Raw genomic sequence first — 22,386 nt, forward strand, 5'->3', positions numbered from 1 at the left:
TGCGATGTGGCTGTACTTGAGCCTGTTGACGGCCGCGCTGGCCGCGGGATGGCTGGCGTGGGTGGTTTTGAAGCCATTGTCGTTGGATGGCGAGGGCGCTTCGTCTGCCTTGCCTTGGTGGTGGCGAGCGGCCTGGCCCTGGATTTCGGCGGTGGCGCCCGTGGCGGGGCCTCTATGTTCCTGGCGTTGGCGCATACGGCTGACCCGCGCCATCGAGCGGGCGGCATTGCCCGCCGGCATCAGCTACGCGCATGTCGCGGCGCTGTGCTGGAGTGCGGCCGCGGCTGCCGGAGGGGTGACGGCGGCGGCAGCCATCCTTCTGGCGCAATCGCAGACCTGGGAGTGGATTCCTTGGATGGTAGCGTCCGCGCTGGCGGCAGGCACCGCGCCCGGGCTTTGGCTGCGCAGTATGGGCCGCAACCGGCGGCGCAGCATCGAACGCGACTTGCCTTTCGTGTTCGACATGATGACTTTGTGCGTGGAGGCGGGGCTGAGCGTGCACGGGGCATTGCAGATGGCAGCCCAGAGCGGGCCGGAGGGCATACTGCGGGATGCCCTGGCCGACGCATTGGCGGAGATGCGTGCGGGAGTCTCCAGGACCGCGGCGATCAAGGCCTTGGCGGAACGCAGCAATAGCCCGCTTGCGCGCAACTGGGCGGCCGCCCTGGCGCAGGCCGAAGCACTTGGGATAAGCCTGGGGCCAGTGTTGCGCGCACAGGCGGCGCAAGCCCGCAGCGATCGCCACGTGCGGGCGGAACAGCTGGCGATGCAGGCTCCGGTAAAGATGCTGCTGCCGCTGATCGGCTGCATCTTCCCCTGCACGTTCATCGTGCTGGCCTTTCCGGTGATGGTGCAATTGCTGCAGAGCGTGCAATGACTGGCGGCCAGCCGCCGGCGCCGCGCAGCGGACTCAGGCTGCTCAAAGTCGCCAGCTGCTACGGCCGCGCGCGGGGCCTGCTGGGACGCAAGCCGCCTGGGCCGCGGTCCGGCATCTTGTTGATGCCTTGCGCCGCGGTGCATACCTTTGGCATGCGCTATGCCATCGACGTGGCATTCATATCGCGGCAGGGAAGGGTGCTTGCGGTGCGCAGGGCGCTGGCGCCCTGCCGCGTGGCGTCATGCCTGGGCGCCGTTGCCGTCGTCGAGATGCGCGCTGGCGTTCTCGATACCGAACACGGAGGTATAGGCAGGATAGAAGCTGCAGTACAGCACGCCACCCGCGGCGATATTGAACGGAATCTGCAGCGTGCCGGCAAGCTGGGGTGACAGACCGATGGCGACCAGGAGGCCGGCGCAGAGGTCAATGAAAAGAAACACCAGGATCCAGGTGGCGCCGTAGACCAGGAAAGGCAGTTTGTTGCGCCAGCAGGCGATGCCGGAGAAGAACAGGGCCTGGATCAGCCGCAGCCCATGCCAGGCGACCAGGACGGGAGCGTGCCAGAACAGTGCGGCGATTATGACGTACACGATCGCGAACAAGGTCAGCGGAACGGCCATGGCAGACAGGATGGGTTCCATGGACTTTTCCACGGAGGCAATGCGCATGCCTTCGACCATCGCGTCCGTGAACGGCAGGAAGATGATCAGGCCGGTCGCAATGCAGAGCGCTGCGTACAGCAACCCCATCAGGAACAGTTTCCGGAACACGCCGGGCTGCTTGAGCGGCTTGGCCCACATCGAGGGCAGCATGATGCGGTCGGCTTCGACGTGCTTGCACGCCGATAGCGTCATCAGCGTGATGATGGGCATCAGCGCCACCACCAATATGGGGCCGACCGGCGGCGTCGCCGTGGCGAAGATGACCAGGAGGCTGATGGCCATGGCCCAGGTGAACATGGCCAGTGGTTGCTTGCGGAACAGACGGAAACCGTCTCGGACCCATTGCCAGCCGGATGTCGCGGGGAGGAATGCTGCTTGCATGGCTCTTTAAAGGGGGTGATCTCTCAAAAAGGGACGTTCTAGCCCCATTATGGGGGGAGCAACGGTTACGGCAATATTGGCAGGCCCGGGCGGTGGCGCGCTTGCAACACTCTTTCGAAATGCCGGGGGTCGTGCGGTTTGAGGGTCTGAGCCGGCCGCGGCAGGAAAAAGTCGTACAGGCGCGATATCCAGAAGCGCAGCGCGGCGGCGCGCAGCATCAGCGGCCAGGCCTCGCGTTCCGCATCGGTGAACGGGCGCACGGCCGCATAGGCCGCCAGCCAGGACTCGACCAGTTCGGGCACGAATTCGCCGGTGTCGCGTTCGATGCACCAGTCGTTGACGCTTACCGCCACGTCGAACAGCCAGGTGTCGCAGCCGGCGAAGTAGAAGTCGATGATGCCGCCCATGAGCGGATCCTCGAAGGTGCCGGCGAACAGGACGTTGTCCCGGAACAGGTCGCAGTGGGCCGGACCGGTCTGCAATGCCTGCCAGGCCGGCGTCGCGGCGGCGGCTTGCTGGTCGGCCAGCTCTGACGACAGCAGCTGAGCCTGCGCCGGTTCCAGGAAGGGCATGACCTTGGGGGCCGTTTCCAGCCACCAGGACAGTCCGCGCAGGTTGGGCTGGTGCAGCGGAAAGTCGCGTCCGGCCAGGTGGGCGCGGGCCAGCGTGGCGCCGGCCAGGGCGCAATGGGCGGCGCCGGGCGCGGGTTCGTAGCCGCCCGGCAGGCGCGAAACAATGGCGCAGGGCTTGCCGTGCAGGGTGGTCAGGCGGGTGCCGTCGCGCAGCGTCTGGGGCCGGGGCACGGGAATGCCGCGCTCGGCCAGGTGGTACATCAGTTCGATGTAGAACGGCAGTTGGGCCTGCGTCAGCACCTCGAACAGCGTCAGCACATACTCGCCGCGGGTCGTGTACAGGAAGTAGTTGGTATTCTCGATACCCGCCGTAATCCCCCGAAGCGAGACAAACTCGCCCAGATCGAAATGCGCCAGTAGGGCGCGAGCGTCGTCTTCGGAGACAGGGGTGAATACGGCCATTGATGTGCGGGATTTAGGGGTTGACGGGCGGGTTGACGGGCGCGCGTGCAAGCCTGTTTCGGCTGCGGCGGCGCAATTTTAGACCACATGGCGGATCAGTCCGTCCGCCATCCGGCGGAGCGGACGCAGCCGCCTGCCAGACACAAAGCCGCCAAGCACCGTAAAATACCGCATCCCCTTGTTTTGTAGAGTGATTCTTGGACTCCCCCGACTGGCGGCTGTGCGTCGCCCCGATGATCGATGTGACCGACCGCCATTGCCGTTATTTCCACCGGCTGCTGGCGCCGCGCGCACGCTTGTACACGGAAATGATTACCACCGGCGCGTTGCTGCACGGCAATGTCGAGCGGCACCTGGACTTTGACGAGGCCGAGCATCCCGTGGCCCTGCAATTGGGCGGCAGCGAACCCGACGCGCTCGCGCATTCGGCCAGGCTGGGCAAAAAATGGGGTTACGACGAGATCAACCTGAATTGCGGTTGCCCGTCGGAACGGGTGCAGAAGGGCGCGTTCGGCGCCTGCCTGATGGCGGAACCGGCCCTGGTGGCCGATTGCATGAAGGCGATGCAGGACGCCGTGGATATCCCGGTCACCGTCAAACACCGGCTTGGCCTGGATTATGACGAGTCCTACGCGTTTGTCCGTGATTTCGTCGGCAAGATCTACGACACCGGCTGCCGGGTGTTCATCGCCCATGCCCGCAATGCGGTACTGAAGGGTCTGACGCCCAAGGACAACCGCGAGATTCCGCCTCTGCGCTATGACGTGGTGCGCCAATTGAAGCGCGACTTTCCGGATTGCACGTTCGTGCTCAATGGCGGTCTGGCCGACGCCGAGCAGTCCGTGCGCGCCGCGGGCGACTTCGATGGTGTCATGCTGGGCCGGGCTGCCTGGCACACGCCGCGGGTGCTGTCCGAGGTGTCTCTGCAGCTATGGCCGTCGCTGCGGTTGCCCAGTGATGCGCAGGTGGTGGACGCGATGATGGGATACGCAACGCGGCAGGTCGCGCGGGGCGTACCCTTGCGGGTGATGACGCGGCCCATGCTGGGGCTGGTGAACGGCCAGTCCGGTGCGCGCCGTTGGCGTCGCATGTTGTCCGATCCGGCGTTGCTGGCCGCGAACAACCCTGAACTGATCTATGACGCCTGGCGCAGCCAGCGGCATGCGCCGGATATGCGCGGCGCCGCGATCGAAGCGGCGCCGGCTGGGGTTTGACTGGGGGCCAGCAGCGCTGGCCGCGGGCTCAGGACTTGGCCGGTTCGGCGCTTTCCGTGGGCCAGTCGCGGATATAGGCCTTCAGCATGTTGTTTTCGAACTGCTGGGCCGCGACGATGGCCTGGGCCATGTCGTAGAACGAAATGACGCCCATCAAGGTGGGGCCATCCATGACCGGGATGTAGCGCGCGTGTTTTTCGAGCATCAGGCGCTGCACTTCGTCGGCGCTGGTGTTTGGGGACACGCTGACCGGGGCATCGTCCATGATGGAGCGGATGGTGGTGTCGCCGGCGCCGCCATGCGCATGCATGTGGCGGATGATCTCGCGGAACGTGAGCATGCCGGTCAGCGTCCCGAATTCCATGATCACCAGCGAGCCTATGTCCTGCTCGCTCATTGTTTGCACGGCCTGGGACACAGGCATGTCGGGCGACGCCGTATAGAGCGTATCGCCCTTGACGCGCAAAATCTCGCTGACCTTCAACATCGGTTCCTCCTGGGCGGACTGCGCCCTGATCCTATTTGCTAATTTTTTTTCGCTTCCAGCTGCAGCACGGGAGCGATTCCATTTTCGGTATTTTGCGCTTCTCCGCAGACTTCTTCCAGCGTGGGCGCATTTTGCTGGGAAATCACGGCCGATGCGACTCGCAATATTTCCGGGTCATTGCGGACCCGGGGCTGACCGCGGTCCAGCAGAAAACGGTCCACCACGGGTTCCATCGAGGTTTTGCGGGCGTCGCAGGTCAGAACCCAGAGGCCTTCGGGACTGCGCGTCGCCAAGCCCATTTCAGCCAGTGTTTCCAGGACTTCGTTCAGTTCGTCCTGGTGCAGGCGCAATTGCGCGGCCAGCAGATTGGCGGGCAGGCCTGGCGGATTGGCCGTCTGCGCCTGGCGCAGCGTGCGCAGCGCATCCACGGCGTCCACGAAGGGAGCGCCGGGATAGCGGTTGATTTCCCAGCGGCCCAGGCGGATCAGCGGTGCGCTCGACGCCAGGATCGCTCCCAGCAGCACGGCCAACCATGACAGGTAGATCCAGAGCAGGAAGATGGGCAGGGTGGCGAATGCGCCGTAAATAATGGTGTAGGTGGGAAAGCGGGTCAGGTAGTAGGCGAAAGCCGACTTCATGATTTCCAGCACGATCGCGGTCACGCAGCCCCCGACCAGGGCATCGCGCCAGAGCACCTCGCGGTTCGGGACCATGACGAACAGCGCGGCAAAACCGAGCGCGGTCAACACCAGCGGGATGAACGACACCGCGACGCTGACGGCTTCGGGCACGTCCCGGACCAGCCCCAGCGATTCGCGAGCCACGAACGAGGTCGCCCAAAGACTGGCGCCGGCCACGACCGGTCCTAGCGTGATGATGGCCCAGTACACCAGCGCGCGCTGCCGCAGCGGACGTTGGCGCGTCACGTGCCAGATGTCGTTGAACGCCTTGTCGATCGTCATGATCAGCAACAGCGAGGTGATCAGCAGGAACGCGCCGCCGATGGCCGTCAGGCGCGAAGCCTGGCGCGCGAACTGGTTCAGGTAGTCCATGATGTTGTCCGACACGGACGGCGGCATCAGGCTGTTGGTCAGGAAATCCTCGAGCGCGACGCGGAATTCCTGGAATACCGGGAAGGCGGTGAACAGCGACAGAACCACGGCCAGCATCGGCACGATGGCCAGGACGGTCGTGAAGGTGAGGCTGGACGCGACTTGCAGCAGTTTCTCTTCGCTGGCGCGTTCGGCGCTGAAGCGCACAACACGTCCGGACCTCGCGATCCATGAAGAGCGCGAGGTCGAGTGCTCGGTGGCCGCCGGCGTCGTGGCGGCAGGCTCGGCAGGGCGATTCATCAGGCGATAATAGCAGCATGAACCCTGAACTCAACCCCCGTTTGCGCCTGTTGGCCTCGGTTTCGCTGTTCGCCCTGATCGTGCTTTGCGTCACCTGGGAGACCGTGGTGGCGCCGTTGCGGCCGGGCGGTTCCTGGATGCTGCTCAAGGCCCTGCCGCTGGCGTTTCCGCTGCGCGGCATCCTGCGCGGCAATCTCTATACCTACCAGTGGGCGTCGATGCTGTCGCTGCTCTACCTGATGGAGGGGGCGGTGCGGGCCATGTCGGATCCGGCTCCGCTGTCCGTATTGATGGCCTGGGGAGAGATCCTGCTGTCGGCCATTTTCTTTTTTAGCGCCATTTTCTACGTGCGGCCCGCCAAGCGGGCTGCCAGGAGGCAACGCGCATGAGCGCCCGTACGCTGTCCGACCTGCGCGTCGTCAACTCGTTTGCCGCCTTGCCTGCGGCCTTTTATACCCGGCTTGCGCCCCAGGCCTTGAACAATCCGCGCCTGCTGCACGGTAACGCGGAGGCGGCGGAACTGATCGGCCTGGACCCGTCGCTCCTGTCTACGCCCGAGTTCCTGAGCGTGTTTTCCGGGGCCCAGCCGCTGCCGGGCGGCGACACCCTGGCGGCGGTCTACAGCGGCCATCAGTTCGGCGTCTGGGCCGGCCAGTTGGGCGATGGCCGTGCCCATCTGTTGGGCGAGGTCGAGGGACCGCGGGGCAGTTGGGAGTTGCAGCTCAAGGGTTCGGGCATGACGCCGTATTCGCGCATGGGCGATGGCCGCGCGGTGTTGCGTTCGTCGGTGCGCGAGTACCTGGCCAGCGAGGCCATGCATGGGCTGGGCGTGCCCACGACGCGGGCGCTGGCGCTGGTGGTTTCCGACGACCCGGTCATGCGGGAAACGGTGGAAACAGCCGCCATCGTGACGCGCATGTCACCCAGTTTCGTGCGCTTCGGCTCTTTCGAGCATTGGTCTTCGCGGCGCCAGCCCGATATGCTGAAGACGCTGGCGGACTACGTCATAGACCGTTATTACCCGGAATGCAGGGAAGCCGGAACGGGCGAGTCCTCGAACGAGGCGCTGCCCTATATCAACCTGCTGCGTGCCGTCACCCGGCGCACGGCGCTGCTGATGGCGGACTGGCAGGCGGTGGGCTTCTGCCATGGCGTGATGAATACCGACAATATGTCCATACTGGGACTGACGTTGGATTATGGTCCCTACGGTTTCATGGACGGTTTCCAGCTGGGCCATATCTGTAATCACTCGGACTCGGAAGGGCGCTATTCCTGGAACCGCCAGCCGTCCGTCGCTCTCTGGAACCTTTATCGCCTGGGCGGCAGCCTGCACACGCTGGCGCAGGATGTGGAAGGCCTGCGGGCCGTCCTGGATGAATTCGAGCCGGTCTTCACGCGCGCCTTCCATGACCGCATGGGCGCCAAGCTGGGGCTGGCCGCCTGGACGCCGGCCGATGAACCGCTGCTGGACGACCTGCTCAAGCTGATGGACGCCAATCAGGCTGACTTCACGTTGACCTGGCGTCGCCTTGCCGATGCCTTGTCCGGCCAGCGCAGCGCGTTCGAAGACCTGTTCATCGACCGGCCCGCGGCAGGAGCCTGGCTGGATCGCCTGATGGCGCGGCACGCACAGGACGGTAGGTTGATGCAGGATGTAACCGCCGGCATGAATCGCGTGAATCCGCTCTACGTGCTGCGCAATCACCTGGCGGAAGAGGCGATCCGGGCGGCCAAGACGGGCGACGCCAGCGAGATCGATACCTTGATGAAGCTGTTGCGCAACCCCTACGAGGCCCAGCGGGGATATGAGCGGTATGCGGGTTTACCGCCGGATTGGGCGGGCAGTCTGGAGGTCAGTTGTTCGTCTTGAAACCGGCCGCCAGCCGTACAACTGGGACATTTGCGAAAGCGATTTTCCTGCGATTTACGGGAAAATAACCGTTTGGACAAGGAATATCGCAGTTTTTTTCCTTGCAATCATTCGTTTCCATTGTAAAAGACGTAAGATTGTCGCCAACGGAATACCCGGGACGCTGCGTCCGCGGGGCATTTGTCGATAATCTTCAAAATAAAGCACTCTAAATATGGCTGGCGCAGATGGTTTGCTGTGTATCGGTCTGCTTGAGGATGACGCCGACTTCCGGGAGGAGTTGGCGTTAGGCTTGGGTGGCTATGGTTTCCGGGTGGCATTCGCCTGTGATAATGCCGCGGCGTTTTATCGTCGGTTGCAGGAACAGCCCTGCGACATCGTCATTCTTGACGCCCACCTGCCCGGGGAAGACGGTTTCTCCGTGGCGACCCGCCTGCGCGCCCTCAGCCCCGTCGGTATCGTCATGCTGACAGGCCGTAGCGCGCTGGAAGACAGGGTGCGCGGCCTGGAAGGCGGCGCCGATGTCTACATGACCAAGCCTGTGGACCTGCTGGAACTCAGTTCCGTCATCCGCAGTTTGGCACGCCGGATGCGCCTGGCGAAGGCTCCGCGGCCGGTGGATGCGGAAACGCGCGCCACCGCCGACACGTCGTGGTCTCTGCAGGACGGAGGCTGGATCCTGGTTGCGCCCGATGGCGCCTCGCTGCACCTGAGCGCTCAGGAACGGACCTTCCTGGTCGCCCTGATGGATGCCGCCGGCAGCGCGGTCAGCCGTCAGGTCCTGGCGGAATTGTTCCTGCCGGACAGCCCGGGCGGCTTTGAATTGCGCCGTATCGACGTGCTGGTCAGCCGTTTGCGCGCCAAGGCGCAAAGCGCGGGCCTGAAGCTGCCCGTGTTGTCGGTGCGCGGCCAGGGTTACGTGTTCGCGGCCTGAAGACGCCAGGGGCGGTCAAGCCGCCGGAGCGCTGGCGGGCAGGGTGACGACGAAACGCGTGCCCACGCCGACTTCGCTTTCCACGGTCAGTGTGCCGCCCTGGTTCTCGCAGATGCGCCGGGCCAGGTAGAGTCCGATACCCATGCCCTGGGTTTCGCGGTGCGCCGTACGCCGGAAATGCGGCTCGAAGATCTTGGCTTGCTCCTCCAAGCCTATGCCCGGGCCGCGGTCGGTGACGGCGACCCACGCCATGGGAATGGCTCCCACCCGGGCTTCACCGGTTTCTATGCGCACGGGCTCATTCGCCGGCGAATATTTGATGGCATTGTGAATCAGGTTGCGCACCACCACGCTGGTCAGCGGGCGGTCGCAGTAGACCGGCAAGGAGGCGCTGGCTCGTACCATCAGCGCATGCGCGGTGTCGGGCTGCATGGCGGTGACGACATCGAGCACCAGATCCGCCATGTCCGTTTGCTCTCCGCGCGGCGTCCAGGCCTGTTCGCCCAGCCTGTCCTGGTCCAGCAGCTGATCCATGAGTTCGGTCATGCGGGTGACCGACCGATGTATGCGCGCCAAGCGGTTGTCCACGGCCTCGCCGCTCTCGGCAAGTATCATGTCCAGGGACTGGGCTGCCGCGCTGACGGTGGCAAGCGGCGCGCGCAGTTCGTGCGAGATCAGTGCGTTCATCTGGCGCTGCGTATCCAGCGCGCCGGCCAGTTCGGCCAGCCGCAGCTCGCCCTGGGCCAGGTGTTCCGCGTCGGTGTGTTCGTGGTCTTTGCGTTTCGATCCCTGTTGCGGGTGGCCCTGTTGATTGATCGCCAGCAGGATCAAGGCGCTCGACACCAGCAGCAACCGCGCCAATTCGGCGAACGTTCCCGCTGCGGCCTGCGGCTGCCAGGCGTCCTGCCCCAGCAACCAGGCCGAGATGCCATAGGCGCCGGCCAAGGTCAGCGCGACCGCTCTTGCTGGCGACGGGCTGGCGGCGCGGACCATGAGCCAGGTGGCCAGCGGCAGACTGGCGATGGCGCAGGCCCCGGCGATCGCGGCGGACATGACACCGTTGCCTGGGTCGTACGCGAGGATCAACGCCAGTATCGCCACTATCATCAGGGCCAGGCTGGCCCAGCGGCAGGCTGTCGCCAGCTTGTCGGCGGCTGTTTCTTTTAGGATGGGTGCAGTGAGCGCCAGCAGGGCGGCATAGGAGCCGGCCTGTAGCGCCGCCGCCGGCAACAGCGCGGGTATGGAGCGGAACACTCCCTCGACCAACATGAAGGCCAGTCCCGCGCCGAAAATGGCATTGCGGGTGGCCGCCCATGCGACCGCGCAGGCTACGGCACAGGCCGTGGCGACACCGGCGGTCAGGCCCAGATGCAGGTCTTCGTGTGACACTCCCATGCCGTAGGCCAGGGCCGCGTCGGGACCGAGCAGGGCGCATAGCAGCATCCCCCCGCGAGGCAGCATGGCTTGCCGAACCGCGGAGGCGTTACCGGTGCGCCGCGGGCGGGACGGCCAGAGAGCGCGAAAAAGCCAACAGATGCGAAGCAGCATGCCTTCCGTCAACTGGAAACCCATGGATGAGCAGGCGCGAGATCGTGCGCCTGGGCGGAGTTTACGACAGGCCCGCGCATGGCATGCACGCCCAGGCCCGCCAGGACATTCTGCGTGGCAATGTCTGGCACGTCCTCGGCGTAGACCGCGATATTCAGTGCGGCCGCCGTGGCCACCACCGTGGCGGCGAGGTGTTGGCTGCCCGGGCTGTGAAGCAGGCCGGTGATGAAGCCGCCACATAGCTTCAGATAGGACAAGGGGAATTCGTGCAGGTGCTCGATGGCGCCGAACTGGTATGACAGTCGGCTTACGCCGACGCGGGCGCCTGCAGCCACGACGATGTCGCAAAGCGGGTGCAAGTCGGTTCCCTGCGCGGCCAGGGCCGCCGCGTCGATTTCAACGATCAGGCGCGCGCTCAGGGCGGGGCGGTCGGCCAGCATGCGTTGGAGCCTGGACTGGAACGAAGGCTGGGCGATCGATGCCAGCGAAATTGGCACTGCCAGCGCGCCGGGGCGCGCGTACAGCCAGTCCAGCCCCAGGCGGATGGCTTGTATGTCGCATTCTGCGGACAGGCCGAGGCGGACGGCGGGAGGCATGAAGATCGTAGCCGGCACGGGATCCGCGTCGCTGGTGTCGTGCAGGGTCAGGCTGGCTTCCTGGTGCAGCAGGCTGCCGGAAAGATCGTGCAGAGGCTGCACGGACAAGGAGAACCTGTGCTGTTCGAGCGCGGTGACCAGCGCGTCGTGCCAGCTGTATTCGCCGATGTGCGTGCTGTCCGGCGCGCGGCTGGCCGGGGCGATCTGGTCGTCGTCGGCGCTTTCGGCGCACATCAGGGCGTGGTCCAGCCGCGCCAGCGTGTCGCTCATGCCGTCTCCTGGCGCGTAGGAGGCCATCGCCAAGGCCCAGCGGCAGGATTCGTGCTTGTCCATGGGCACGCGCAGCGAGCGCAGTTCGCGCCGCACCCGCTCGGCCAGCAGGCTGGCTTGAGGCGCCGAGGCGCGGGGCAGCAGCAGCGCAAAATCCGAACCGCTGATGCGCGCGAGCATGGCTCCCGGACCGCCGAATTCAGCGACCAGCTTGCGCAGCCGGTCGGAAGACGAGCGCAGCCACTGGTCCGTGAAGGCGCGCGAGAGATGCCGGTTGATCTGCGCCAAGTCGCGTTGCCGGAACATCAGCAGATGGCCGCCCGCGTCAGGGTCCTTGTCCGCCAGCGCCAATCTGAACTGGTCGACAAAATACTTGCGGTTGTGCAGCCGGGTGACGGGATCCCTGTAGATTTCGCTCTGTAGCGATTCGATCCGCGCGTTCTGTTCCTGGACCGTGGCGGCGACTATGCGTTGCGCGTCCACCAGCGCCTGGTCGACGCCCGCCAGTTCGCAGGCGCCGTTCAATGTGTTGCGGTTGCCCGGCGCCAGCGCGCGCACGCGCTCACAGATGTCGCGCGAGGTGCGAGCTTCAATCCGCCGCGCCAGGTTCACGGAGAACAGGACCCATAGCAGGCCCGCGGCCAGCATCAATCCGAGGACCCGCACGCCGCCTTGCCATAGCGTATCGCGAGCAGTCCGCGAATCCGCTTGTACGGTCACGACACCTCGTGAACTGCCGTCCGGGGCCGAGTAGGGCCGCGATACGACGGGGGCGACCATGTTCAGCCAGGCGTCACGCCAATCGTACTCTCTGGTCTGCGGATCGGTTTGCGGCGTTTGGCGCTCGATGACGGGCGCGCCCCTGTCGTCCGTGATGCGCACCAGCGCATAGTCCCCTCCCGCGAACATTTCATCCGCCAGCGCAGTCCGTTCATCGGGGGTGGCAGTCGCATGCGACAAGGCCCAGGCCAGCGCGTTGGCGCCGTCGTCGCTCTGCTGCGCCAACTGCGCGCTCAGATAGCGGTGCGCGGCCAGCATTCCCACCGTCTGTGCGCCGAGCAGAACCAGGCCGATCAGGAGGGCAGTGAAGAAAAGGAGCCGGCGGAAAGTGGACATGTATTTGGAGGTTCCCTTCCTGGCCATTGCGTGGCCTGAACTGAGGACTGCCAGTTGTCCGGATGGAATGGCGTCGGATCGCGATCAGCGCTAGAGGGCCTGGGTACGGGTGTGATACGAGTCACTAATACATCAGTGGTACAGCAATTCTACATGTCACAGAACGTGCCGAATATTACTAAATTCGTGCCGTAAGGGGCCAAGCTGTGCAATTATTTCGAAGCTGTCTGATTTTGAATGACAACTATCGAGACACGGTGTATTAATTTTTCGGGTGTAGCTGTCGTAAGTAGTAGGCGAGCATGGCGCGAGGGCCGGCGCCAGTCTGCCGTGGCTCATCCCGAAGCCCTCCGTGAGCAACCAAAGTAACCGTAGGAATACAGGGAAAAGAGGTGCGTTGCCTCTGAAGTGTGGCGTTTTTTGCGAAAATAATGCATATTTTAAAAAATGTTACAGTCCTTGGGTTCCCTTTCGAACCGCAACGCCAGGGGCTTATGGATAGGGGGCTTCGTGCGTGAGAGTTACCTGCTCGCACTGTGCCTGACGCTTGCGGGCGCACTTGTAGCGATATGCTGGGTCTTCGTACGCAGGGAACGCCTGCTGCGTCAACGCCTGACGCGCGATGAACTGACCGGTGTCCTGAATCAGCAGGAATTGCACCGGCGCGCCCGCGCCTGGCTCAACAATGCAGAGGGCCGCTCGCGCCGCGGCGCGTTCTTCCTGGTGAGCTTCGAGCAATATGCCGAGATCAGCGCCATGTTGCGCGCGGGCGAAGATCAAGCCCTGCTGGTGCAGGTGGCCAATCGCCTGGGGTTGATCTGCCGGTCGATGGGCGGCATGGTGGCGCGTTCGGGGGCGGATGCTTTCACGGTCTGCGCACCCGACGTGGATGAGGCGGGGGCGGCCCAGGTGTCGGCCAAGCTGCTGGAAGCCCTGAGCGTACCCTACGAGCTGGGCGGACGTCCGCTGATGGCCATGTTCCGCGTCGGCGCCGCCTTGTATCCCGAGCACGGCCGCAGCGTGGAAGAACTGCAGCGCTGTGTCCAGGTGGCCCTGCTGCCGCTGAAGGAGCGCGGCGGCCCAGGCTGGAACTTGTTTGATTTCCGCATGCTGGCGCGCCAGCGCGACCAGCAGGGGCTGGAAAACGACCTGCGGCTGGCGCTGACCACGCCGGACATGGATCAGTTCGAACTGTATTACCAGCCGGTCTGTGACAGCGGCACCGGCATGGTGCAGGGCTGCGAGGCGCTGCTGCGCTGGCATCACCCCGTGCTCGGCAGCGTCTCGCCCGCGGTGACCATCGAATTGGCCGAGCGCAGCGGCCTGATCGTGCCGTTGGGGGCCTGGATATTGGAGCGGGCATGTACGCAGGCGGCACTATGGCCGGCGACCTGGCGCGTGCACGTAAACCTGTCGGTCAAGCAGATGAACGAAGATGGCTTGGTCGAACTCGTGTCGAATGCGCTGGCGGCCGCAAACCTGGCCCCGCGCAAGCTGGTGCTGGAGATCACGGAATCCCTCTTCATCCTGCATTACGAACGGCATGTGAAGATCCTGAACACGTTGCGTGCGATGGGCATCGGCGTGGCGTTGGACGATTTCGGCTGCGGCTATTCCAGTCTGAACCATCTGCGTTGCCTGCCGATCGACTGGGTCAAGATCGACCGCAGCTTCATCTCCGCGCTGGAATCCGATGCCGGCAGCCGCGAAGTGGTCTCGGCGCTGTTCGGCCTGTGCCAGGCGATGCATCTGCCGGTGGTGGCCGAAGGCGTCGAAACCGAGGGGCAGCGCGAGATCCTGAAGTCGCTGGGATGCCGGGTGATGCAAGGTTTCCTGTTGGGACGCCCCGCGCCGGCGTCCGAAATCCAGGCTTTGGCCTCGGCGGTGTCATAATCGGGGTTGCTTGCAAACCCCACCTGTTGACTCCCTATGCCCGGCAATACCCTAGGTACCCTCTTTACCGTCACCAATTTCGGCGAATCCCACGGGCCGGCCATCGGTTGCGTCGTGGACGGCTGTCCTCCGGGACTGTCGCTGGACGCATCCGACATTCAGCTCGAATTGGACCGTCGCCGTCCTGGCACGTCACGTCACGTCACGCAGCGTCAGGAAGCCGACCAGGTCGAAATCCTGTCGGGCGTATACGAGGGAGTGACGACGGGTACGCCCATCGGTCTGCTTATCCGCAACACGGATGCGCGCAGCAAGGACTACTCCAATATTGCCGATACCTTCCGTCCGGGCCATGCCGATTACGCCTACTGGCGCAAGTTCGGCGTGCGCGACCCGCGCGGGGGCGGCCGTTCCTCCGCGCGCTTGACGGCGCCGACCGTCGCGGCGGGCGCCATCGCCAAGAAATGGCTGGCCGAGCAATACGGCGTCAAGGTGCGCGGCTACATGAGCCAGCTCGGCCCCATTGCGATTCCCTTCGTTTCGTGGGAAGACGTTCCCAATAATCCGTTCTATGCGCCAAACGCCGCGGTCGTTCCCGAACTGGAAGCCTACATGGACCAGTTGCGCCGCGACGGCGACTCCGTGGGCGCCCGGATCGAGGTCGTGGCCGAGAACCTGCCCGCGGGCTGGGGCGAACCGATCTACGACCGCCTGGACGCCGACATCGCACACGTGATGATGGGCCTGAATGCCGTGAAGGGCGTGTCGATCGGAGCGGGTTTTGACAGCATCGCTCAACGAGGCTCGGAGCACGGCGACGAAATTACCCCGGACGGTTTCCTGACCAATAACGCGGGCGGAGTGTTGGGCGGCATTTCCACTGGCCAGCCAGTCACCGTTTCGCTGGCCATCAAGCCGACCTCCAGTATCCGGGTCGAGCGCCGCTCCGTGAACCGCGCCAACGACCCGGTCATGGTGCAGACGCTGGGCCGTCATGACCCTTGCGTCGGCATCCGCGCCACGCCCATCGCCGAAGCGATGCTGGCGCTGGTCTTGATCGATCATGCCTTGCGCCACCGCGGCCAGTGCGGCGATCCGGTAGTCTGATACGCTGTTGCTCTTCGAATTGTCTGGGAGGTCCGTCATGAACCGGAAACGTCATCTGCTGCGCAACGCGGGCGCGGCGCTCGCGCTGGCGGCCCTGGCGGGCTGCACCGGCATGAATACCACGCAGTCGGGCGCCATCGGCGTCAACCGGACCCAGTACATGTCCAGCATGGTGCCTTCGCAGGCGCTGGAACAAGAGGCGACCCAGCAGTACGCCGACATACTCAAGCAGGCGCAAGCCAAGGGCCTGCTGGACCGCGACCCTCAACAGGTGGCGCGGGTCCGCACCATTTCCCAGCGGCTGATCGCGCAGGCAGGAGTCTTCCGGCCTGACGCCGCCAACTGGAAATGGGAAGTGCATGTGTTGTCCAGCAACGAGATCAACGCCTGGTGCATGCCGGGCGGCAAGATTGCGGTCTACACGGGCTTGCTGGCCAAGATCAAACCCACGGACGATGAGCTGGCGGCGGTGCTGGGCCATGAGATTTCGCACGCCTTGCGGGAGCATGCGCGCGAACGCGTATCCCAGCAGATGGCCACCAACCTGGGGTTGTCGGTGCTGGCGATCGCCACCGGGTCTTCCGCGGCGTCCGACCTGGGCGAACAGTTCACCAGCGTCATGTTCACGCTGCCCAACAGCCGCACGCACGAAACCGAAGCAGACCGCATGGGTGTGGAGCTGGCGGCCAGGGCGGGATACGATCCGCGCGCCGCCGTGACGCTGTGGCAGAAGATGGGCGCGGCAGATCAGGGCAGCGCACCGCCTGAAATCCTGTCGACCCACCCGTCTGCCGCATCGCGCATCAGCGATCTGCAGGCCGCAGCCCAGCAGGTGCTGCCGCTGTACGAACATTCCAAGGGTAAAGCCGCCCGCTGAGGCGGCTGCGGCGGCCGTGATTCTTACGGCCGCCTCTTGAATCGCTGTCTTATTACGCGGCTGTCCTGACGCCGGGACCGCGCATGACAGCGATGCCCAGCCTGGCCAGGATGCGCTGCGTTTCGGCATCCGGCACATCTTCGGCATAGACCGCTATCTTCAAGCCGCGCGCGGTTTCCAGCACCGATGCCGTCAACTGTTGGCTGCCGGGGCTTTGCGACATGCCGCCGACGAAACCGCCGCCCAGTTTCACGTACGACAAGGGCAGGGTGTGCAGCTGCGCAACTGCGCCGAACTGCTGAGCCAGGCGGCGCACGCCGATATGCGTGCCGAACTCCGATGCGACGCGGGCCAGCGTGGCGATCTGCTCGTGGCATTCCACCAGGCCGTGCGCGTCGATTTCCAGGTACAGACGGCGCGCCAGAGGCCGGTGTTCGGTCAGCAACAGGGCCAACTGGCGGAAGAACTTCTGGCCTCGCAACGAGGGCAGGGCCACCCGCACAGCCAGTTCGCCCGGGTTGGCGGCCAGCCAGTCCAGCCCCAGGCTCACGGCTTCCAGGTCGCAATCAGCCACCAGATCCAGGCGTACGGCCGGCGGGATGAACAGCGTGGCGGGGATCGGCACCTGGTCGGCCGCGGTCCGCAGCATCAGCATCGCTTCGGTACGGACGGTGCTGCCGTCGGTGGCTCGCAGGTCTTCCGTGGCCAGCTCGAAACAATGTTCCTCCAGGGCGGATTGGATCGCGTCCTTCCAGGCGCGTTCACCCGATTCCGAAGGCGACTGCATGTCGGTCGCTCCGGCGATCACGACATGGTCGTTGCCGGCGCTTTCCGCCCGCATCAAGCCGAAATCCAGGCGCGCAAGCACCGGCCCGGCCTGGCTGCCGTGGCCATAGTCGGTCATGGCCTGCGCCCAGCGGCACAGATGTCCTTCACCCACGGGAATGCGGGACGCGTGCAGGTCGGCACGCACCTGCTCGGCCACCATCATGGCCTGGGGCGCCGCGCAGCCCGGCAGCAGCAAGGCGAAATCCGAGCCGTTCAGGCGGGCCAGCAGGGGCGAGGCCACGTGCATGCTCTTGAGCGTGCCGCGGATGCGCTCGCAAGCCGTGCGCAGCCATTGGTCGATGAACTCGCGCGGCATATGGCGATTCAGGTCCGCCAGGTCGCGTTGGCGGAACACCAGAACGTGGCCGCCGTCGATGCCACGGCCGCTTGTGAGGGCAGGGGCCTCCAGCGCGCGGCGGAACTCGTTGACGAAGTACTTGCGGTTCGGCAGGCCCGTGACCGGATCCTGGTTCAGCTCCAGCTCCAGCGACTCGATCTTGGCGTTCTGTTCTTCGACGCTGGCATGGATGCGTTCGCGGGTCTGGTTCAGCGCCTGCACCACCCCGGACAGTTCAGGCACGCGCGCCTCGACCTGTTCCGTCGGGGAGTCCTGGCCGATACTGCGCACGTGGTCGCTGATTTCACGCAGCAGGCGGTTCTTGATCCAGCCCACCAGCATGAAGGCGAATACGGCCCACAGGATGCCGGCGCCCACCACCAGGGCGATCATCTTGAGGCTGCTGCGCCACAGGGCTTCCCATGCATAGGCGTCGTTGGCGATTAGCGTGACCTCGCCGATCTGGCGCCAGCCGTCGCTGACGGCATGGCTGGCCGATTGCGTCGTCAAGGGGGCCAGCGCCTGAAACCAGGCCGGGACCGACGCCGCGGTGGCCGTGGATTTCCGTTCGATCAGAACCTTGCCTTCCGGATCGCTCAAGCGCACCAGCGAGAAATGCCCGCCGTCATACAGCGCCGACACCAGCAGCTCTTGCACGACCGGGTCGTTGTTCGCTGGCTGCGAGAGCGACAGCGCCAACGACACGGCGGCGTCCGTGCTCTGCACCTGCAGTTGGCCGGACAGGTACTCCCGAGCGGAATTCACGCTGAGCGCGAGCGTGCCCAGCAGGATGACGCCGATGGCGAGGGTAACGCTGAGCAATAGCTGTCGAAGTATGGACATAGTCTTATTTCCGGACATCAGGGGCGCACGCCTTCCCGTTCCATGCGTTGAAGTAGATCACGCCAGCGGCTGAGACGGTCAACCGGCGCGGCGGGCTTGCCGTCCACATAGACGCCGTCGGCATTGAAACTGAATACCGGCGTCAGGTCGCGACGCTGCGTGGCGGGCAAAATGGTCGAGATCAGGTTGTCCAGCACCAGCGGCACGGCATTGGGGGTTTCGTAATAACCCAGCACCATGTGGGCGATCTGGGTGCTGCTGGCCGCGCCGCCGATGCGCGCGCGGACATAGATGAATCGCAGCTTGTTGGCCGGCACGCCCAGCGCCAGCAGCGTGAAGTACTTGCCGATGACGTAGTCTTCACAGTCGCCGGCGCCCCTGCCCAGCGATTCTAACGGCGTGGCCCAGTAATCGGCCTGTTTCCAGATGGTGATGTCCTCGCCGGACATCAGGGAGCGGTTCCAGAAATCATTGGCCTGTGTCAGCGCGCCTCTTTCCTGGGCGGGGGGGGACTGCGCATCAATTGCAGCCATTCCGATACCGCCTTGGAGCCTTTTGCGCCATAGCGACTGGCCGACAAGCTTTGCAGCCGGTCGGCATTCACTTCCAGGGCGGAACTTCCGCCCCAGCCGCAAGCCAGGCATAGCAAAGCCAATCGGCACAGATTCAGCGTGCGGCGGAAACGGCGGGACGATGGCATGAAACGGATTTTCACATTTTTCCGGGCATCTTAGACGCGCCCTGGGAAAAAATGCGTCATGCGGGGGCGGGAAGATCCGTTGCGGATCTCCCCGGGAGCTATTGCTCAGGCGTGGTCGACGGTTAGCTTACCTTTCTGCAGCAGGTCATTGATGATGGCCTGGTTGCTCATGGACTGGCCGTAGGTATCGTGGGTGAGATCCACGTTTGCCAGCACGATCTTTTGGTCCGCGCCTTGGGTACCCAGCTGGCCCTGGGTGTTCACATCGATGACCGTATCGTTGCCTTCCTTGCGGAAGCCCAGGTAGTTGGTTAGGTTGCCGTCGTTTTCGCCGACGAGTAGTTCCTGCAAATCAAGAATGTCGCCGCCGTCGGCTTGCTTTTGAATCGAGAAGTCCATGATCCTATCCACAGCAGGGGCGTCCGTGGTGCCCTGGTCATTGAGTCCCCACTTGAACGTGTCGCTGTTGTCGTCATATCGGACGCCATTGCCGTCGCCGTACATGAGGTCATTACCCATGCCACCTATCAGAACATCACTGCCTGCATCGCCTTCGAGATAGTCGTTGCCTGTGCCGCCCGACAGGATGTCGCGGCCATTGCCACCGTACAAGGTGTCGTGGCTACCTTGGCCGTAGAGGCTGTCGTCGCCATCGCCGCCGTGTAGGATATCGAAACTACCGCGCGTATCTCCATGCACTTCTAGGATTTCATGGTTTTCCGAGATGAACTTGTGCAGATCTACATCCGTAGGCGGCACGCCAACCTTCAGAAACAAGAATTGCTTGAGCGCCTCCAGGCCCAACCCGTCGTGCAGACCTTCAGGTCTGGCGGGATTGCCATCGATGCCCCAGGGTAACTGATCGGTGTTGATCGCATCGCCGAACAGGATGTCTGAACCCTTTCCTCCGGAGATCCAATCTGTGTCCGGCAAGGCCAGTACATGGCCTGGCAAGTCGCCGGCCTCAGCTTCTCGGCCTTGAGAAATCCAAAAGCCAGCAGGTTTTGGGGGAGGAGGGGGAAGGCCGAGCATGCCTCCGTGGTCGCCTAGTATCACGTCGTTGCCGTCTCCGCCGTACCAATTGTCGATGATCTGGGCTCGGTTGTAATCGTCGTCGCCACCGACGATGAGCTGGCCTACGTTGATTTTGAATGTCTGCTGATGGGATAGGTCGTCGCCTCCGTTGGAAGTGCCACCGTTATCTCTGACGCGAAAGTCGAAGGACGATGAAGTATTGTTTCCGTCGAAGGTCACAGCGTCGGGTTGGAACACTAACTTTCCGCTGGCCAGATCTTCAGTGCTGATTTCTTGTCCTTGCACAATCGCTTTGCCATTCAAGAGCAGCCGACCGTGTTGGGGTAGAGAGTCGATAATCACCGACTTCATCGAATGTCCCTCCCCTGGGTCGGAGAATGGGAAGTCATTCAGACTGAACGTGTAGCGGCCGCCTGCCACGACGTTGCCGGAGGCGTCTTGCGACACCGGGGCGTCGTTGACGGACAGAACTCGAATGTTCAAGGTGGATGAGGTCGTGAGCGTGCCGTCCGTCACGGTGTACGTGATCTGCGGGACGTTTCCGTTCCAGTTTGCGTCCGGTGTGAACACATAATTGCCGTCGGCTTTCACGAGGATTGAGCCCACGCCCTCCATGTACGCAGTGATGCCGGCGGAGTACGTTGTGCCATTGAGGGTGAACGTTGTGACAGTCAGCGCGTCGTTGTCGACATCGATTGCCCCGACGAGCACGTTGCCGGATGCCGCGTGGTCCTCTAACACCAGGTTGTCGTGTGCCTGGAGGATCGGCGCGTCGTTGGCGCCCGTGATTTCAACGGTCAAGACGGCCGAGCTGGTACCGCCCTCGCCATCGGAGACGGTATAAGTGATCGAACTGTAGGCTTTCTCGCCGATGCCGAGGTGTTGAAAGGCAGAGCCTGGGTCGAAGCTGTAGGAACCATCGGCGTTCAGTGTGAACGTGCCGCCGTGGGAGCCCGCGATGGCGGCGCCTACGTTGGCTGCGTTGCCGTTCACTTGCGAAACGGCAAGCGCGTCGCCGTCTGGGTCGTTGTCGTTTGCCAACACGCCGTTTTGAGCACCGACGTCGAGAGTCGAGTCCTCGCTGACAGCGCCCGAGTCGCCAGCCGCCAGGGGGGCGGGATTGGCAATGGCCCAGTCGAACTTCTGCGAGGTTGTCGCGCCAGAGGGGTCTGTGGCGGTGATGGTGACGTTGTATACGCCGATACTGCCGCCTTGCGACGCCGAAGGATCGATATCACCGTTAATGATGCCGGTGCGCGGATCGATGCTCAGGCCGGGCGGCAAACCGGTTGCGGTGTAGGTAAGCTTGTCGCTCGCGTCCGGATCCGAGAAGCGGCCGGAGATGTCGTAGTTCACATGGGTCTGAGCGTCCAGGCTGGATGTATCGGAAATGGCAGTGGAGACTGGCCCGTCGTTGGTGCCGGTGATCGTCACGACGGCTGTTGCCGTGGAGGTGGCGCCGCTGGGATCCGTGATTGTGTACGAAATGGTGCTGGTGGCGGTTTCGCCTGCGGCCAGGCGGTCAAACTCGTTTCCCGGCGTGAAGACATAGCTACCGTCAGGCAGGACTGCGAAGGTGCCGCCATTGCTGCCCGCGATTGAAATGCCGTCCGCGGTCATGGGCCGGCTACCTACCGACGCTATCGTCAGGTGATCGCCGTCCGGGTCTGAGTCGTTCGAGAGCAGGTTGCCGCGTACCTGGCCGTTTTGATCGCCTTGCCCCGCATCGTCCCGCGCGGTGGGGGCATGGTTGACGCTGACGGGAGTGGGCGCCTGGTCGTCGCCATTGACGGGGCCAATGCTGGACATGCGTGGCAAGACTGCTTCATCGCGTGCGGGGTTCGAGTAGGCCAGATCGAGCGGACTGGTGGTTTCAAGAAGGCGAGCCAGTCGGACAAAGCTGCTGCCGCCTCCACCGCCGCCGCCTGCCACGACGGCGGCGGTGGGATCGAGTTCGTCGAACAGGTCGCGGCCGTCTTGCAGTGCGGCCAACAATCGGTCGGAGTCGGTGCCAGCGGGCGGCGCTACCGCCGCTTCGGACGCATCATCCAGAATGCCGGTCATTTCGCTGGTCAGCGCGACGTCGCGGTCTTCGCCGATGACGATCGGCATGCCGTTTTCAATATGCAGGGAAACCGTGGCGCCCGAGGCTGTGACGACGTCACTGCCGACCGCGACTTTGCTGCCTTGATGCAGTTCGGTCAGGGAACCGTCGCTATTGCGTATCCATGCGCGACCGGAGATTTCGTTGACGATTGCGGCGGGAGTATTGGCCATGTTGGTCTCGTTTCAGAGCGTTGTCCAAGATGGTTTGATACTAGAGGGCGTTGCTGCCGCTCGATACTGCCAATACTAATAGTGCTAAGCAAAGACGTAGCAGCTTGATGGAAGACGAATCATGCGAGAAGGCCGTTTCCGGCCC

At 64.1% G+C, this 22,386-nt stretch carries 16 protein-coding genes and 2 pseudogenes; 9 read left to right on the plus strand and 9 right to left on the minus strand.

Annotated elements, in window-relative coordinates; all coding sequences use genetic code 11:
* Window positions 1–4 precede the first annotated feature (4 nt).
* Both ACZ5YA_RS00485 and ACZ5YA_RS00490 read left to right on the plus strand, forming a co-directional pair.
* A complete protein-coding gene (locus ACZ5YA_RS00485) occupies window positions 5–877 on the plus strand; it encodes a type II secretion system F family protein (RefSeq protein ID WP_464091853.1) in 873 nt (290 codons plus the stop codon).
* A gap of 122 nt (window positions 878–999) precedes the next feature.
* Window positions 1,000–1,110, plus strand: a pseudogene (locus tag ACZ5YA_RS00490) (DUF192 domain-containing protein); the annotation flags it as partial.
* 6 nt (window positions 1,111–1,116) lie between these two features.
* Here the strand turns inward: ACZ5YA_RS00490 and ACZ5YA_RS00495 are convergent.
* Both ACZ5YA_RS00495 and ACZ5YA_RS00500 read right to left on the minus strand, forming a co-directional pair.
* Window positions 1,117–1,920, minus strand: coding sequence for a BPSS1780 family membrane protein (locus tag ACZ5YA_RS00495; protein WP_059378995.1), 804 nt, complete (start codon window positions 1,918–1,920; stop codon window positions 1,117–1,119).
* A 65-nt stretch (window positions 1,921–1,985) separates the two neighbouring features.
* Window positions 1,986–2,954: a homoserine kinase gene (locus ACZ5YA_RS00500; RefSeq protein ID WP_059379000.1), complete on the minus strand. Its 969-nt coding sequence runs from the start codon at window positions 2,952–2,954 to the stop codon at window positions 1,986–1,988.
* A 233-nt stretch (window positions 2,955–3,187) separates the two neighbouring features.
* On the opposite strand from ACZ5YA_RS00500, the gene dusA reads away from it, so the two are divergent.
* Window positions 3,188–4,168: a tRNA dihydrouridine(20/20a) synthase DusA gene (dusA, locus tag ACZ5YA_RS00505; protein WP_054458584.1), complete on the plus strand. Its 981-nt coding sequence runs from the start codon at window positions 3,188–3,190 to the stop codon at window positions 4,166–4,168.
* Window positions 4,169–4,196: 28 nt separating this feature from the next.
* Here the strand turns inward: dusA and ACZ5YA_RS00510 are convergent, their stop codons facing one another.
* Both ACZ5YA_RS00510 and ACZ5YA_RS00515 read right to left on the minus strand, forming a co-directional pair.
* Entirely contained in the window at window positions 4,197–4,655 is a 459-nt protein-coding gene (locus ACZ5YA_RS00510; protein WP_054458582.1) for a CBS domain-containing protein, read from the minus strand.
* 38 nt (window positions 4,656–4,693) lie between these two features.
* Window positions 4,694–6,007 (minus strand): YihY family inner membrane protein, encoded by a 1,314-nt coding sequence (locus ACZ5YA_RS00515; protein WP_306633345.1) that lies wholly within the window; start codon window positions 6,005–6,007, stop codon window positions 4,694–4,696.
* Window positions 6,008–6,024: 17 nt separating this feature from the next.
* Between ACZ5YA_RS00515 and ACZ5YA_RS00520 the strand changes: the two genes are divergently transcribed.
* The 3 genes from ACZ5YA_RS00520 (at window position 6,025) to ACZ5YA_RS00530 (ending at window position 8,814) form a co-directional block, all read left to right on the plus strand.
* Complete coding sequence (locus tag ACZ5YA_RS00520; RefSeq protein WP_118933146.1) at window positions 6,025–6,396, plus strand: DUF2069 domain-containing protein; 372 nt, start codon at window positions 6,025–6,027, stop codon at window positions 6,394–6,396.
* Entirely contained in the window at window positions 6,393–7,880 is a 1,488-nt protein-coding gene (locus ACZ5YA_RS00525) for a protein adenylyltransferase SelO (protein WP_059379004.1), read from the plus strand. The genes ACZ5YA_RS00520 and ACZ5YA_RS00525 overlap by 4 nt, the downstream gene beginning before the upstream one ends.
* Before the next feature lie 214 nt (window positions 7,881–8,094).
* A complete protein-coding gene (locus tag ACZ5YA_RS00530; protein ID WP_054458575.1) occupies window positions 8,095–8,814 on the plus strand; it encodes a response regulator transcription factor in 720 nt (239 codons plus the stop codon).
* A gap of 15 nt (window positions 8,815–8,829) precedes the next feature.
* Here ACZ5YA_RS00530 and ACZ5YA_RS00535 read toward each other — a convergent pair whose 3' ends face one another.
* Window positions 8,830–10,275, minus strand: coding sequence for a sensor histidine kinase (locus tag ACZ5YA_RS00535; RefSeq protein ID WP_464091854.1), 1,446 nt, complete (start codon window positions 10,273–10,275; stop codon window positions 8,830–8,832).
* Between the two features lie 95 nt (window positions 10,276–10,370).
* Window positions 10,371–12,344: a bifunctional diguanylate cyclase/phosphodiesterase gene (locus ACZ5YA_RS00540; protein ID WP_059379008.1), complete on the minus strand. Its 1,974-nt coding sequence runs from the start codon at window positions 12,342–12,344 to the stop codon at window positions 10,371–10,373.
* A gap of 510 nt (window positions 12,345–12,854) precedes the next feature.
* Here ACZ5YA_RS00540 and ACZ5YA_RS00545 point away from each other — a divergent pair.
* Genes ACZ5YA_RS00545 through ACZ5YA_RS00555 form a run of 3 tightly spaced genes read left to right on the plus strand, consistent with a single transcriptional unit; the run spans window position 12,855 to window position 16,221 of the window.
* On the plus strand, window positions 12,855–14,237 hold the full coding sequence (locus ACZ5YA_RS00545; protein WP_059379010.1) for a putative bifunctional diguanylate cyclase/phosphodiesterase: 1,383 nt from the start codon (window positions 12,855–12,857) through the stop codon (window positions 14,235–14,237).
* 36 nt (window positions 14,238–14,273) lie between these two features.
* On the plus strand, window positions 14,274–15,344 hold the full coding sequence (gene aroC, locus ACZ5YA_RS00550) for a chorismate synthase (protein WP_419342734.1): 1,071 nt from the start codon (window positions 14,274–14,276) through the stop codon (window positions 15,342–15,344).
* Between the two features lie 37 nt (window positions 15,345–15,381).
* Window positions 15,382–16,221 carry a M48 family metallopeptidase gene (locus ACZ5YA_RS00555; protein WP_464091855.1) on the plus strand — a complete coding sequence of 280 codons (840 nt, stop codon included), beginning with the start codon at window positions 15,382–15,384 and terminating at the stop codon, window positions 16,219–16,221.
* Between the two features lie 52 nt (window positions 16,222–16,273).
* On the opposite strand, the gene ACZ5YA_RS00560 is transcribed toward ACZ5YA_RS00555, so the two are convergent.
* The 3 genes and pseudogenes from ACZ5YA_RS00560 to ACZ5YA_RS00570 form a co-directional block, all read right to left on the minus strand.
* A complete protein-coding gene (locus ACZ5YA_RS00560) occupies window positions 16,274–18,229 on the minus strand; it encodes a bifunctional diguanylate cyclase/phosphodiesterase (RefSeq protein WP_306633339.1) in 1,956 nt (651 codons plus the stop codon).
* Window positions 18,230–18,246: 17 nt separating this feature from the next.
* Window positions 18,247–18,929 (minus strand): annotated as a pseudogene (locus tag ACZ5YA_RS00565) (transglutaminase-like cysteine peptidase).
* A 105-nt stretch (window positions 18,930–19,034) separates the two neighbouring features.
* Window positions 19,035–22,241 carry a retention module-containing protein gene (locus tag ACZ5YA_RS00570; RefSeq protein WP_464091856.1) on the minus strand — a complete coding sequence of 1,069 codons (3,207 nt, stop codon included), beginning with the start codon at window positions 22,239–22,241 and terminating at the stop codon, window positions 19,035–19,037.
* Between the last annotated feature and the right edge of the window lie 145 nt (window positions 22,242–22,386).

The sequence above is a fragment of the Achromobacter sp. JCM 18799 genome (genome assembly GCF_055395645.1).